A 12,047-nucleotide genomic window follows, 5' to 3' on the forward strand; every position below is an offset into this window, starting at 1 on the left:
CTTCGGAAGACTCTCGCCGTCCACGGGAAACTAAGCCGTGCGCCGCGCGCTTAGACACACGAGCTTCACGGGAGATACGCATGACCGTCTTCGCCCGCATCGTCCGCGGCGCCGCCGAAGGCGAGGGCGCGCCGTCCTATTCGGCCAACCGCCTGCTGGCCGCGCTGCGCCCGGACGCCCTGGCCGAACTCTCGCCCCACCTCGTTTTGGTCGACCTGCCCCAGGACGCGGTGCTGTTCGACGCCGGCGACGATGTCGAACACACCTACCTGCCCTGCGGCCCGACCCAGGCCTCGCTGCTGGTCGTCACCTCGGACGGCCAGGAGATCGAGGCCGCCAGCATCGGCTTCGAGGGCGCGATCGGCGGTGTGGTCAGCGCCGGCTTCAAGCCCGCCTACGGCCGCGCCGTGGTGCGCGTGCCCGGGCGCGCCTACTGCATCGCCACGAGCCGGCTGGAGGAGGTCAAGACCCGCCACACCGCCGTGGGCGACCTGTTCGATCGCGCCGCCGACGTGTTCATCGCCCAGATGATGCAGGTGACCGCCTGCAACGCCCTGCATCCGATCGAGCAGCGCGCCTGCCGCTGGCTGCTGTTCGCCCACGACCGCTCGGGCGACGAGCCGATCCGCCTGACCCAGGAAACCCTGGCCCAGATGCTGGGCGTGCAGCGCACCACGATCAGCGCCGTGGCCCGCGCCCTGCAGGACGCCGGCATCATCCATATCGGCCGCGGCCGGGTGACGGTGCTGGACCGTCCCGGCCTGGAGAAACGGGCCTGCGAGTGCCACGAAGCGGTCGAGGCCCACTTCCGCAAGGTGCTGCCGAAGGTCGCCGACTAGAGACGGTAGGCGTTGGCCCTGGCCAGCGCCCCCTCCGCCTCGGCCACCAGCCGCGCGACGATCTCGCCGGCCGGCAGGATCTCGCGGACGCCGCCGGCGCTCTGGCCCATGGCGAAGCAGGATCTGGCCGGATCCAGCCCCTCGACCTGGCCGCCGATGCCGCCCATGGCCCCGGCCTGGATCGAGACCAAGGCTTGCCCGGGGAACGGCTGGATGTCGGCCGGCCGGGCTTCCCAGTCGTCGACATAGGCGTTCTTGCGCACCCGCATCGGCTTGCCCGAATAGCAGCGGGTGCGGACGGTGTCCTCGTCGGCGGCCTCGATCACCGCCTGGCGATAGGGCTCGCCCGCGTGGGCCTCAAAGCTGGCGATGAAGCGGGTGCCCATCCAGACGCCCTGGGCGCCCAGCGCCAAGGCCGCCGCCAGGCCACGACCGTCGTACAGGCCGCCAGCCGCGATGACCGGGATGCGCACCGCCTCCACGGCCTGGGCCACCAGGGGCAGGGTGCCGACCAGGCCCGTATGGCCGCCGCCCTCGCCGCCCTGGCAGATCACCGCGTCGCAGCCGGCCTGTTCGGCCTTGACCGCGTGCTTCACCGCCCCGCAGACAACCATGACCTTCAGGCCCGCCGCCTTGAGCCGTTCGATGATCGACAGCGGCACGCCCAGGCCGGCGACGAAGGCCGAGGCGCCCTCGGCGATGATGACCTCGACGCTGGCGGTCAGGGCGTCGGGCGTGGCGGCCAGCAGGTCGACCCCGAACGGCTGGTCGGTCAGGCTTTTGACCTCGCGCATCTGGGCGCGGATGAAGTCCGGCGAGGTTCCGGCCATGCCCAGCACGCCGTAGCCGCCGGCCTTGGACACCGCCGCCGCCAGCGGCGCGTAGGACACTCCGCCCATGCCGGCCAGCAGGATCGGGTGCTCGATATGCAGAAGATCGCAGAGCGGCGTGCGCAGCCCCATGGCCCTTCCTCCTCGTTTCCGGAAGGATGCCGGGCGCGCGTTCAGGCCCGCAAGCCTGCCGCGAGGTCAGTCGAGCTTAGCGGTGCTTCGCCAGCTCGGCCTCGACGTCCGCTTCGCAGGTCCAGAAGCAGCTGGCCATGGCCGTCAGGACCAGGGCGACCAGCATCATGAAGCCGCGGGGCGGGGCCAGGCTGACAACGTCTTGTGGCGTCATCTGTTTGTTTCCTCGTCGGCGCCCGGATCTGATGTCCGGACTGCCGTAAGGAAAAGCTTCTCACCCCCAAAGCGGTTCCGCAAGAGGCTGTTTTAAATGGGTTTTTATTGGACTTCAGAGTCCAGGAAACGCACCGTTAGAAGATCGGGTATCCACCGCCGCCGCCGAGGACGCCGCGGGAGGTCAAGCGCCCCAGAAGTGGAAGGTCTCCCAGCCCGCGCCGATCGCGGAGCGCGAGACGCCCAGCAGGTCGGTGACGAACAGGGCCGCGGCGAAGATCAGGCGGCTGGCGCCAGGGACCCAGAAGATCAAGGCGAACAGCAGCAGAAAGCCGACGCGCTCGACCTTGACCATCCTAGCCCGCACGCCGTCGGGCAGGAACGGCCGGATCACGCCGTAGCCGTCCAGGCCGGGGATCGGCAGCAGGTTGAGGACCAGGGCGCTGGCCTGCAGGAAGGCCAGCATCGACAGGGCGTCGCGCAACGGGGCCGACGCCACGAACGGCAGGGCCAGGGCCAAGGCGATCAGCACCAGCAGCGTCCCCAGCGGTCCGGCCAGCGAGGCCAGCGATCGCCAGCCCTTGTTGCGCATCAGGTCCTCGCGCAGATAGACCGCCCCGCCCGGAAAACCGATGCCGCCCAGGGCCAGGGCCAGCAGCGGAAAGAGGATCGTGGTGACCAGATCCGAATATTTCAGCGGATCGAGGGTCAGATAGCCCTTCTCGACGATGGTCGTGTCGCCGGCCTTGTGGGCGACGAAGGCGTGGCCGAACTCGTGGACCCCGACGCTGAGCACCCAGGTCGCGGCGACGAAGGCGAAGGTCAGCACGCCGACCGGCGGCAGCTCCGCCGCCACCGCCCAGCCGAGGGCGACGCAGGCGGCGATCAGGATCAGGGCGTTGGGGCTGATCGGGCTGCGCGGGGCGCGGGTTTCGACGACGGTCATGGGCGGGATTGACCATGGCGGGACGAGCCGCGCTAGCCCCCAAACCGCGCGTACGTCTCTGCGATCACTCGCCGCGTCTCGTCCCATTCGACCAGCGCCATCGCCTCTTCCCGGGAGACGAACCGCGCCTCGGCCGCGTCGTCGCCGGCCACGGGCTCGCCGGCGATCCAGCGAGCGGCGTAGTCGATCAGCACGTAGTGGCGGGTGATCTCGCCGCCCAGCCCATCCTGAGAGGGTCTTGCCGGAAAGACCCCGTCGACCACGTCGATCAGGCCCAGCAGCTCGGCCTCGACGCCGGTTTCTTCCCTCAGCTCGCGCAGAGCGGCGACCTCCAGCGTCTCGCCCCATTCCAAGCGGCCGCCCGGCAGGCTCCACTGGTTCAGGCGAGGCGGCGTCCCCCGGCGGATCAGCAGAACCTCGGCGCCCCTCAGGCAGACGACGCCGACGGTCGGTACGGGATGGTTGCTCACGGAAAACCGACCTTCAGATCGACGCTGGACTTGACCCCGATACAGGTCCCGCACTCGGCCAGCCAGGCCTCCGCCGCGGTCCGGCCCCGCTCCTTGAGGTCCAGGAGGAAGCTCCATTCGGTGTTGAACTTGGTGGACAGCGACAGGTCCGCCAGCGGCTTGTCGGCGGTGATGGCGTGGACCAGCATCCGGCGGTAGCGGCCCCGGGCGGTGTCCTTCAGCAGCCCCTCGTCCAGCAGCTTCTGCACGAAGCCGATGGCCCGCAGTTCCGAGGCCAGTGAGGCGTTGAAGGTGATCTCGTTCAGCCGGTCCATGATCTCGCCCGGCGACTTGGGCGTCTCGTCGCGGACGAACGGGTTGAGGGTGATCACCAGGATGTCGTCGGGCGTGTCGTCGTAGAACAGCGGCCACAGCGGCGGATTGGCGAGAAAGCCGCCGTCCCAATAGGGCTCGCCGTCGATCTCCACGGCCTGAAACAGCTGCGGCAGGCAGGCGCTGGCCATGATGTGGCGGGCGGTCAGCTCGGTCTCGCGGAAGACCTTGGCCTTGCTTGTCCGGATCGCCGTGGCGGCGATGAACAGCTTGATCGGGCTCTTCTCGCGGATCTGGCTGAAGGTGATCTCGGCTTCCAGCGTGTCGTGCAGCGGGTTCAGGTTGAACGGGTTGAACTCGTACGGGCTGAAGGACAGGGCCAGGGTCTCGGCCATCCGCCAGCCGGGGGTGTTCTTGATCCAGTCGGCCCCGCCGCCGAACGCGCTGGTCCAGATCGAGGTGTCGCCGAAGACGTTGCGGCCGCCCTGGCGGTTGACCTGCCGCCAGAACGAGTCAAGCCGCTGGCGAGCGCCCTCGCGGCCGCCGTCAATCAGGCCTTGCGCCAGGCAGACGGCGTTCATCGCCCCGGCCGAGGCGGCGGTCACCGCGCGGATCTCGAGATCATCCGCCTCGAGCAGGCGGTCGAGGATGCCCCACTCGAACGCCCCATGGGCGCCGCCGCCCTGCAGGGCCAGGCTCAGGCCCTTGGGCCCGGACTTCTTCTTGGTGAAAGGCGGGATCGGCATGGGACGAAGCTCTCCTGAAGGGAGCCCTTCGGCAAGCGCGCTTCCTCCGGTCGACGTCCGGCGTCGACTATTGCGCGACCCAGCCGCCGTCGATCTGGAACGCCGCGCCATTGGCCGAGGCCCCGGCGTCGGAGACCAGGTACAGCAGCATGCCCGTCAGTTGGTCGAAGGTGACGAACTGCTTGGTCGGCTGGGCGGCCAGGATCACGTCCTTCATCACCGCCTCTTCCGAGATGCCCCGCGCCTTGGCCTGGTCGACGATCTGGGCCTCGACCAGCGGGGTCTTCACGAAGCCCGGGCAGATGGCGTTGCAGGTGATGCCGTGGGTGGCGACCTCGAGGGCGACGGTCTTGGTCAGGCCCAGGATGCCGTGCTTGGCGGCCACGTAGGCGGCCTTGAACGGCGAGGCGACCAGGCCGTGGGCCGAGGCGATGTTGACGATCCGCCCGCGCCCCTGCTCCTTCATGATCGGCACCGCCGCCTTGGTGGCGTGGAAGGCCGAGGTCAGGTTGATCGCGATGATCAGGTCCCACTTGTCGTCCGGGAAGTCCTCGATCGGGGCCACGTGCTGGACGCCGGCGTTGTTGACCAGGATGTCCAGCTCGCCGAACTCGGCCTTGGCGCCGCGCACCATGTCGGCGATCTCGATCGGCTTGGTCATGTCGGCGCCGTGATACAGCACCTCGACGCCGTGCCGTTCGGCCATCTCGGCCCGGGCCCGCTCGATGGCGTTCATCTCGCCCAGGCCGTTCATGACGATGTTGCAGCCCTGGGCCGCCAAACCGTCGGCCAGGGCATGACCGATGCCGCTGGTCGAGCCGGTGACGATGGCGACCTGCCCTTGCAAACCGAAATCGACGGCCATCTACGCGCTCCTGGCTGACGCCCTAATGATGCTGCTCTAGAATATTGCAATGCAGCATATAGCTCGCCGATGCGAGAGGCGAGTGCTTATTAAATTCATCACTAGATGAATTCATGGCTGCGGGCGAGCGAAAACCCAATCGGCCGGCGTCGACAGCGCCGGCTTGAACCGATAGCCGTCCAGGTCGAAGCCCTTCAGCGCCTCGGACCGGTCGATGCGGTTGTCGATGATGTAGCGGGCCATGCGGCCGCGCGCCTTCTTGGCGAAGAAGCCCAGCACCCGCAGCTCGCCGTTCTTCTCTTCCTTGAAGTGGCAGGTGACGACCGGCAGCTTCAGGGCCTTGGCGTCGACGGCGCCGAAATATTCCTGGCTGGCCAGATTGACCAGGGTCGGGTCGTTGTGGCCCTCGGCGGCGGCGTTGAGGGTCTTGGAGATGGTCTCGCCCCAGAAGTCGTAGAGATTATGCCCGCGCTTGGTCTTCAGCCGCGTGCCCATCTCCAGGCGATAGGGCTGCAGGGCGTCGAACGGGCGCAGCACGCCGTATAGGCCCGACAGGATCCGCAGGTGGTCCTGGGCCCATTCCAGCGCCGGCCGGTCCAGTTCGCGCGCCGCCAGGCCGCCATAGACGTCGCCGTTGAAGGCGATCACCGCCTGCAAGCCATCCTCGACGGCGGCGTCGAAGGCCTGGAACCGCTCGCGGTTCAGCTTGGCCAGGGCGTCGGAGATGTGCATCAGCCGCTTCAGGTCGGGCGCCGTCAGCTTGCGGGTGACCTTGGCCAGCTCGGCGATCTGGGTTTTGAGCTCGGGCGTCGTGAGCGGCAGCACCGCCTCGGGGGCGGTGAAGTTCAGCGACTTGGCGGGCGAGATGACCATCAGCATGGGCGGGGAGATAGAGGGTTCGGCGAGGCTTCGCTAGCGGGCTGCTTCACGCCTCGGCGTCGACACGCCCTTGCATGTCCCGATAGGCCGCCAGGATGAGAGCGCCGAGCGCGGCCTCATCGACAGGCCGCCCCCAGTGCAGCTTCACGTGCCGCATCCGCTTGCCGGCGCCTTCGAGCAGGCCGGCAGGATCGTCCAGCGACGCGGCCTCGAAGAATCCGACGTTCACATGAGCGCCGAAGGCGTCGACATAGGCGAAGGCGGCGTCGTCGACGCACGCGGTCGGATGGCCGTCGTGCCGCAGCTCGCGGATATCGGGGCCGCACGCGCGTATCCGTTCGAACTAGGTCCGCGCCAGCTGGCGCATCGCGGCGTCGCCGCCGGCGAACCACGCCTGGACGTCCGGATCGCGCCGCACGGCGCCTGGAAACCGGAAGAGCTTGCTCATGACCGAAGACTGCCGACTTCTCCAGCGATGTCGAGAGCGTCCGCCTTCCGCGCTAAACCGCAAGATCGGTCGAGCGCGACAGGGCCGCGGGCGGCTAGCTGGCGTCGTCACGGAAAGAAGGAACGATGCAGGCGGCGCCGAAAACCTACCATGCCCGGATGCAGCGGGTGCTGGACTATATCGACCAGCACCTTGACGGTGATCTCGACTTGGACACGATGAGCCGCGTCGCGGCCTTCTCGAAGTTCCATTTCCACCGCCAGTTCACGGCCATCTTCGAGATGTCCGTGCATCGCTATGTCCAGCTGGCCCGCATGAAGCGGGCTTCGCACCGGCTGGTCGCCGAGAACGCCCAGAGCGTCACCGACATCGCGATGGACGCCGGCTATGACGCGCCGGACGCCTTCGCCCGCGCCTTTCGGCGCCGGTTGGGGCAGTCGCCTTCGTCGTTCCGCAAGTCCCCCGACTGGGATCCGTGGCTCGCGGCCTTCGGGCCCCTGGACCATGCGAGGAGCAAGCTGATGCAGATTATCTTCACCCCCGACGACGTGCAGATCCGCGATGTGCCCCCGATCCCGGTGGCGGTCCTGGAGCATCGGGGCGACCGGGCCAAGCTCGGCGAAACCCGGGAGCGGTTCATCACCTGGCGCAAGGCCGCCGGCCTGTCGCCCGAGACGAGCTCGACCTTCATGGTCTTCCGGTCCGAAAGGCTGCCCGCCAACCCGGCCGACTACAGCATGGACCTGTGCGCCGGGACGGACGGACCGGTCGAACCGAACGACCAGCAGATGAAGCCCGGCGTGATCCCCGGCGGACGCTGCGCGGTGCTGCGCTATCCCGGCAACACCAACAACCTCGAGCCGGCGGCGCTGTACCTCTATCGCGACTGGCTGCCGGCCAGCGGCGAGGAGGCGCGCGACTTCCCGATCTACAGCCAGCGCCGGCTGTCTCTGATCCCGGAAGCGTCGGCGCACGAGGTGGTCCTGGAGCTGTTCCTGCCGCTCAAATAGCGGCGTCGGTTCGCGGCGGCGCGACCTCGACCGTCGGCCTCGACCCCGCTATCCAGCCGGGATGTCGAACGCACTAGGCCTCGCCGCCGCCCTCGCCTGGCCGATCCCGATGATCGCCGCCCTGTTTCTGGTGGCCCGCGACCGGACGCTGAAGTTCCGCGTCGTCTGGGCCGTCGTCTGCTTCGCCGGCGTCGGGGCGTTCTGGATGCAGCGGGGCACGGGCCAGTGGGGTTTCGTCCCCATGGCGTTCAACCTGCTGGGTCCGGGCTCGCAGCCGGGCTTCTACAAGGCGACGATCCCCGCCGGCGCGATCGTCGTCCTGACCCTGCTCTGGCTGCGCGCCCGAAAGCTCCGGGCTCTGAAGGCGGCCGCCTAGAACAGAACCCGGGGGTTCATGATCCGCTTCGGGTCCAGCGCTCCCCGGATGGCGCGCAGGGCGGCAACCTCGATCGGGTCCTTGTAGGTCAGGGCCTCCAGCGTCTTCATCGTCCCCAGGCCGTGCTCGGCGCTGATCGAGCCCGAGAAGGTCGCGGTGATGTCGTGGACGATCTTGGCCCCCGCCTCGCGCAGGGCGTCGTGGGCGTCGTCGTCGTCGCCGACCGGCCGCAGCACGTCGTAATGGACATTGCCGTCGCCGACATGGCCGAAGGCGACGATGCGGGTCCCCGGAAAGGCCTTCTCGATCGCGGCGTTGGCCTGGCCGATGAAGTCCGGGATCTTCGAGACCGGCACCGAGACGTCGTGCTTCCACACCGCGCCTTCGGGTTTCTGGCCTGCGGAGTGGCCTTCGCGAATATGCCAGAAGGCCTTCATCTGGGCTTCGGTCTGGGCCACCGCCGCATCGGCGATCAGGCCGCCTTCCAGAGCGCCGGCCAGCAGCCGTTCCAACGCCGCCTCGGCCGCGCCGGGCTCGCCGCTGGCGACCTCGATCAGCACGTACCAGGGATAAACCTCGGGCAGCGGATCGCGCAGGCCCGGTACGTTGCGGACGGTCAGTTCGAAGCCCAGGCGGCCCATCAGCTCGAAGGCCTCGACCGCGCCGCCGGTCTCGTCCTTGGCCCGGGCCAGCAGCCGGATGGCGTCGGCCGGCGAGGCCAGGCCGACGATGGCCACGGCCCGCGAGGCCAGCAGGGCGTGCAGCTTCAGGCTGGCCGCCGTGACCACGCCCAGCGTGCCCTCGGCCCCGATCAAGAGCTGCTTGAGGTCGTAGCCGGTGTTGTCCTTGCGCAGGCGCTTGAGGCCGTTCCAGATCTCGCCATTGGGCAGCACCGCCTCGATCCCCAGCACCTGCTCGCGCATCATGCCATAGCGCAGCACGGCCGTGCCGCCGGCGTTGGTCGAGATCAGGCCGCCGATCGTGCACGAGCCTTCCGAGGCCACACCCACGGTGAAGCGGCGACCGACCTTGGCCGCCTGCTGGTGGGCTTCGTAGAGGGTGACGCCGGCCTCCAGCACCATGGCGTCGTCGATCGGATCGACGTCGCGGATCGCCTTCAGCTTCTCGGTGGTCAGCAGGATCTCGCCGTGCGGGATCTGGCCGGCGACCAGGCCGGTGTTGCCGCCCTGGGGGGTGATCGCCACGCCCTCGGCCGCGCAGATGCCGACCACGGCGGCGACCTCGGCGGTCGAGCGCGGCGTGACCAGCAGCGGCGTCTCGCCCTTCCAGCGGCCGCGCCACTCGACCAGCTTGGGCGCGATCACGTCGGGATCCTGGCTCCAGCCACCTTCGCCGAGCACGGCCTTCAGGCGGGAGACGACATCAGCGGGAACGGGCTTGGTCATGGCGGGAAGATACGCCTCCGGCGGTGTCGATGTCAGTATCTGCGGCGGAACTAGCCCAGGGTCGGATCAGGCAGGCCTCGGATGTCGCGCCAATATTCCTCGCGCACGTCGTCGTCGATCACGGGCGGAGCGCCCGCGCCCTTGAACAGCCGGTCGGCGCCGTCCTTGCGCGCCCGGGCGATCCAGTACGGATGGCCCGTCACGCTGTCCTGGAAATTGGCCTTCAGGCCCGAGTGACGCAGCGCCGTGAACGACTGGCCGGCATAGTGCAGGGTCTCGCCGCTCTTGGACGATCCTACCCGCCCGATCCGCGCCGGCCCGTTCACCCCCTTGGACTTGTCCTCGACATACATGATCCGGGATTTCATCGGTCTATCCTACGAAGCCGGCGGCGCGACGCAGCCGGTCATTGATCGCTTCGCCCAAGCCTTCTTGCGGTATGGCCGCCACGGCGATCGCCGTGGGCCGTGTCCTATCCGCAGCGCGCAGGAACGCGAAAAGGTTCGCCGCCGCCTCGCTCAACGCGCCCGTCGGGCTGAGATTGAAGACACCCGGCCCTGGCGGCCACGCGCCAAAGGCCAGGAACGCCTCGCCGGCCTCGGGCGCCTTGGCGTTGATCCGCACCGGGGCGTCGGGGGCGTAATGCAGGGCCAGGCGGCCGGGCGAGCGCCGGGCGTCGTCCTCGGCCTCGGCCAGCGGGCCGACGATCTGCTGCAGCTGGACGCGGGTCACGGCGCCGGGGCGCAGCAGGCGGGCCTGGCCGTCCAGCACCGAGACGACCGTGGACTCCAGGCCGACCGCGCACGGCCCGCCATCCAGGACGGCGGCGGCCTTGTCGCCGGTCTCGGCCATGGCGTCGGCGAAGGTGGTGGGGCTGGGCCGGCCCGAGCGATTGGCCGAGGGCGCGACCACCGCGCCGCCAAACGCCTCGAGCACCGCGTGCGAAATCGGATGGCCCGGCACGCGGATGGCCACGGTGTCGAGTCCGGCGCGGGCCAGGTCGCAGACGGCCGACGTGTCCCGGATCGGCGCGACGATGGTCAGCGGCCCTGGCCAGAATTCGCGGGCCAGAGCGTATGCGCGGTCGTCCAGATCGGCGATCCGCGCGGCCGTCGCCAGATCGGCGACGTGGGCGATCAGCGGGTTGAAGCGCGGCCGGCCCTTGGCCTCGAAGATCGCCGCCACCGCCGCCGGATTGGCCGCGTCGGCGCCGAGGCCATAGACGGTTTCGGTCGGCAGCAGGACGAGGCCGCCGGCGCGCAGCGCGTCGGCGGCGGCGACTATTTCCGCTTGGCGGTCAGCGCGAAGCTGACCTTCACCTTCGCCGCGATTTCGTCCGTCGACGCCCATTCGCCCTGTCCAACCCCGAACGTGGTCCGGTCGAGGGTGGTTACACCGCGCGCGGTCGCCGTGTCGCCGTCGATCTTCAGCGAGAACGGCAGGCTGAGCGGCTTTTTCACGCCGCGCAGGTCCAGGGTCCCGTCGGCGACGAACTTGCCCTCGCCGGTCTTGCGGAACTTGCTGGCGGTGAAGGTGGCCTTCGGGTGCTCGGCGGTGTCGAAGAAGTCGCCGCTGGGCAGGCTCTGGTCGCGCTGGTCGTCGCCGGTGGCGGCCGAGCCCATGTCGACGTTCACGGTCAGCTTCGAGCGGTCCAGGGCTTCGGGCGAGAACAGGATGTCGGCGGTCCAGGTCTTGAACCGACCCTCGATGGCGCTGCCCGACCAGGCGGCGGTGAAGGTCAGGCTGGAGCCCTTCTGGACGGACCAGGCGACCGGGTCCTTGAGCTCGGAGACCGGCGCGACGGCCTCGGCGGCGGGCGGCCCGGCCAAGGCCGGCGGCGGCGCGGCGGCGGGCGTCTCCACCGGAGCGGCTTCGACGGGCGGCGCGGCGGGGGCGGCCTTGAGGGCGGGCCTGTAGAGGAAGCCGGCGGCGATCACGGCGACGACCGCGACAGCGGCCAGCCAGGCGCGCGGCTCTTTCCAGCCGGGACGGGCGCCGGGGGCCATGTGGCCGAACACCGCGTCGCGGTCGAGCAGCTGGTGCTTGGCCACCGCGCCCAGGTGCAGGGCCAGCAGTCCATAGACCAGCCAGACCAGCGCGTGGTGGCTGGTCTCACCGGTCTTGTACCAAAGGTGTTTGGGGCCCGCCGCCAGTTCCGGCACTAGCGGCAGGTGCGGCCACGGTACGGTCCCATATAGCAGGGTCGGGATATTCACCTTGCTGGCCGAGACCATGATCCAGCCCGTCAGCGGCAGGCCGATCATGATCACGTAGAAGCCGACATGGACCAGCTTGGCCGCGACCCGCTCCCAGCGGGGCTGGTCGGCCGGGGCCAGCGGCACGGGATTGACCAGCCGCCAGCCCAGCCGCAGCAGGCTGAGCAGCAGGATGGTGATGCCGATCGACTTGTGCAGCTGGAACAGGGCGTAGGTCGTCGGGCCCTTGGGCCCGTCGTCCATCCGCCAGCCCAGGATGATCTGGAAGAAGATGGCCGCGGCGATCAGCCAGTGAATGACGATCGCCACTGTCGTGTAGCGCGTACGGCTTGCGGCCATGGACTTCTCCCAGATCCCGG

At 69.3% G+C, this 12,047-nt stretch carries 15 protein-coding genes; 3 read left to right on the forward strand and 12 right to left on the reverse strand.

Features of this window, described 5'->3' with window-relative positions:
* Window positions 1-80: 80 nt before the first annotated feature.
* The gene (locus ASC70_RS22540) at window positions 81-839 is read left to right on the forward strand and encodes a Crp/Fnr family transcriptional regulator (protein ID WP_056054932.1); all 759 of its coding nucleotides are present in this window, start codon (window positions 81-83) and stop codon (window positions 837-839) included.
* On the opposite strand, the gene ASC70_RS22545 is transcribed toward ASC70_RS22540, so the two are convergent.
* The 8 genes from ASC70_RS22545 to ASC70_RS25750 form a co-directional block, all read right to left on the reverse strand.
* The gene (locus ASC70_RS22545) at window positions 836-1,801 is read right to left on the reverse strand and encodes a nitronate monooxygenase family protein (protein WP_056054936.1); all 966 of its coding nucleotides are present in this window, start codon (window positions 1,799-1,801) and stop codon (window positions 836-838) included. The genes ASC70_RS22540 and ASC70_RS22545 overlap by 4 nt on opposite strands.
* 76 nt (window positions 1,802-1,877) lie before the next feature.
* On the reverse strand, window positions 1,878-2,015 hold the full coding sequence (locus ASC70_RS25335; protein ID WP_164468828.1) for a hypothetical protein: 138 nt from the start codon (window positions 2,013-2,015) through the stop codon (window positions 1,878-1,880).
* A gap of 183 nt (window positions 2,016-2,198) precedes the next feature.
* On the reverse strand, window positions 2,199-2,960 hold the full coding sequence (locus tag ASC70_RS22550) for a site-2 protease family protein (RefSeq protein WP_056054939.1): 762 nt from the start codon (window positions 2,958-2,960) through the stop codon (window positions 2,199-2,201).
* A gap of 32 nt (window positions 2,961-2,992) precedes the next feature.
* On the reverse strand, window positions 2,993-3,430 hold the full coding sequence (locus ASC70_RS22555; RefSeq protein ID WP_056054941.1) for an NUDIX hydrolase: 438 nt from the start codon (window positions 3,428-3,430) through the stop codon (window positions 2,993-2,995).
* On the reverse strand, window positions 3,427-4,488 hold the full coding sequence (locus ASC70_RS22560; RefSeq protein ID WP_056054944.1) for a patatin-like phospholipase family protein: 1,062 nt from the start codon (window positions 4,486-4,488) through the stop codon (window positions 3,427-3,429). Before ASC70_RS22560 ends, ASC70_RS22555 begins: the two co-directional genes overlap by 4 nt.
* A gap of 67 nt (window positions 4,489-4,555) precedes the next feature.
* Window positions 4,556-5,353 (reverse strand): 3-hydroxybutyrate dehydrogenase, encoded by a 798-nt coding sequence (locus ASC70_RS22565; protein ID WP_056054947.1) that lies wholly within the window; start codon window positions 5,351-5,353, stop codon window positions 4,556-4,558.
* Between the two features lie 111 nt (window positions 5,354-5,464).
* Window positions 5,465-6,232, reverse strand: coding sequence for a peroxide stress protein YaaA (gene yaaA, locus ASC70_RS22570; protein WP_056054951.1), 768 nt, complete (start codon window positions 6,230-6,232; stop codon window positions 5,465-5,467).
* Between the two features lie 46 nt (window positions 6,233-6,278).
* Window positions 6,279-6,566, reverse strand: coding sequence for a DUF1801 domain-containing protein (locus ASC70_RS25750; RefSeq protein WP_369815463.1), 288 nt, complete (start codon window positions 6,564-6,566; stop codon window positions 6,279-6,281).
* Window positions 6,567-6,805: 239 nt separating this feature from the next.
* Here ASC70_RS25750 and ASC70_RS22580 point away from each other — a divergent pair, with 239 nt between their 5' ends.
* Window positions 6,806-7,690: a GyrI-like domain-containing protein gene (locus tag ASC70_RS22580; RefSeq protein ID WP_056054954.1), complete on the forward strand. Its 885-nt coding sequence runs from the start codon at window positions 6,806-6,808 to the stop codon at window positions 7,688-7,690.
* Window positions 7,691-7,751: 61 nt separating this feature from the next.
* A complete protein-coding gene (locus tag ASC70_RS22585; RefSeq protein ID WP_056054957.1) occupies window positions 7,752-8,066 on the forward strand; it encodes a hypothetical protein in 315 nt (104 codons plus the stop codon).
* Here ASC70_RS22585 and ASC70_RS22590 read toward each other — a convergent pair.
* From ASC70_RS22590 to ASC70_RS22605, 4 genes are read right to left on the reverse strand one after another with little or no spacing between them, the layout of a single operon-like run.
* Window positions 8,063-9,472, reverse strand: a complete 1,410-nt coding sequence (locus ASC70_RS22590; protein ID WP_056054960.1) for an FAD-binding oxidoreductase — start codon at window positions 9,470-9,472, stop codon at window positions 8,063-8,065. The two genes, ASC70_RS22585 and ASC70_RS22590, sit on opposite strands and share 4 nt — an antisense overlap.
* A gap of 50 nt (window positions 9,473-9,522) precedes the next feature.
* Entirely contained in the window at window positions 9,523-9,840 is a 318-nt protein-coding gene (locus tag ASC70_RS22595) for a hypothetical protein (RefSeq protein WP_047411869.1), read from the reverse strand.
* Between the two features lie 4 nt (window positions 9,841-9,844).
* On the reverse strand, window positions 9,845-10,822 hold the full coding sequence (locus tag ASC70_RS22600) for an L-threonylcarbamoyladenylate synthase (RefSeq protein WP_056054963.1): 978 nt from the start codon (window positions 10,820-10,822) through the stop codon (window positions 9,845-9,847).
* Window positions 10,753-12,027 (reverse strand): YceI family protein, encoded by a 1,275-nt coding sequence (locus tag ASC70_RS22605; protein WP_056054966.1) that lies wholly within the window; start codon window positions 12,025-12,027, stop codon window positions 10,753-10,755. The genes ASC70_RS22600 and ASC70_RS22605 overlap by 70 nt, the downstream gene beginning before the upstream one ends.
* Between the last annotated feature and the right edge of the window lie 20 nt (window positions 12,028-12,047).

Origin of the sequence: Caulobacter sp. Root343, assembly GCF_001425745.1 — a bacterium.
In the GTDB taxonomy this organism is placed as follows: Bacteria; Pseudomonadota; Alphaproteobacteria; order Caulobacterales; family Caulobacteraceae; genus Caulobacter.

Bases quoted from the DNA above. Each gene is read 5' to 3' on its own strand.
- ASC70_RS22540 (WP_056054932.1), top strand. From the start codon at position 81: ATGACCGTCTTCGCCCGCATCGTCCGCGGCGCCGCCGAAGGCGAGGGC.
- ASC70_RS22545 (WP_056054936.1), bottom strand. From the start codon at position 1,801: ATGGGGCTGCGCACGCCGCTCTGCGATCTTCTGCATATCGAGCACCCG.
- ASC70_RS25335 (WP_164468828.1), bottom strand. From the start codon at position 2,015: ATGACGCCACAAGACGTTGTCAGCCTGGCCCCGCCCCGCGGCTTCATG.
- ASC70_RS22550 (WP_056054939.1), bottom strand. From the start codon at position 2,960: ATGACCGTCGTCGAAACCCGCGCCCCGCGCAGCCCGATCAGCCCCAAC.
- ASC70_RS22560 (WP_056054944.1), bottom strand. From the start codon at position 4,488: ATGCCGATCCCGCCTTTCACCAAGAAGAAGTCCGGGCCCAAGGGCCTG.
- ASC70_RS22565 (WP_056054947.1), bottom strand. From the start codon at position 5,353: ATGGCCGTCGATTTCGGTTTGCAAGGGCAGGTCGCCATCGTCACCGGC.
- yaaA (WP_056054951.1), bottom strand. From the start codon at position 6,232: ATGCTGATGGTCATCTCGCCCGCCAAGTCGCTGAACTTCACCGCCCCC.
- ASC70_RS22580 (WP_056054954.1), top strand. From the start codon at position 6,806: ATGCAGGCGGCGCCGAAAACCTACCATGCCCGGATGCAGCGGGTGCTG.
- ASC70_RS22585 (WP_056054957.1), top strand. From the start codon at position 7,752: ATGTCGAACGCACTAGGCCTCGCCGCCGCCCTCGCCTGGCCGATCCCG.
- ASC70_RS22590 (WP_056054960.1), bottom strand. From the start codon at position 9,472: ATGACCAAGCCCGTTCCCGCTGATGTCGTCTCCCGCCTGAAGGCCGTG.
- ASC70_RS22595 (WP_047411869.1), bottom strand. From the start codon at position 9,840: ATGAAATCCCGGATCATGTATGTCGAGGACAAGTCCAAGGGGGTGAAC.
- ASC70_RS22600 (WP_056054963.1), bottom strand. From the start codon at position 10,822: ATGGGCGTCGACGGACGAAATCGCGGCGAAGGTGAAGGTCAGCTTCGC.
- ASC70_RS22605 (WP_056054966.1), bottom strand. From the start codon at position 12,027: ATGGCCGCAAGCCGTACGCGCTACACGACAGTGGCGATCGTCATTCAC.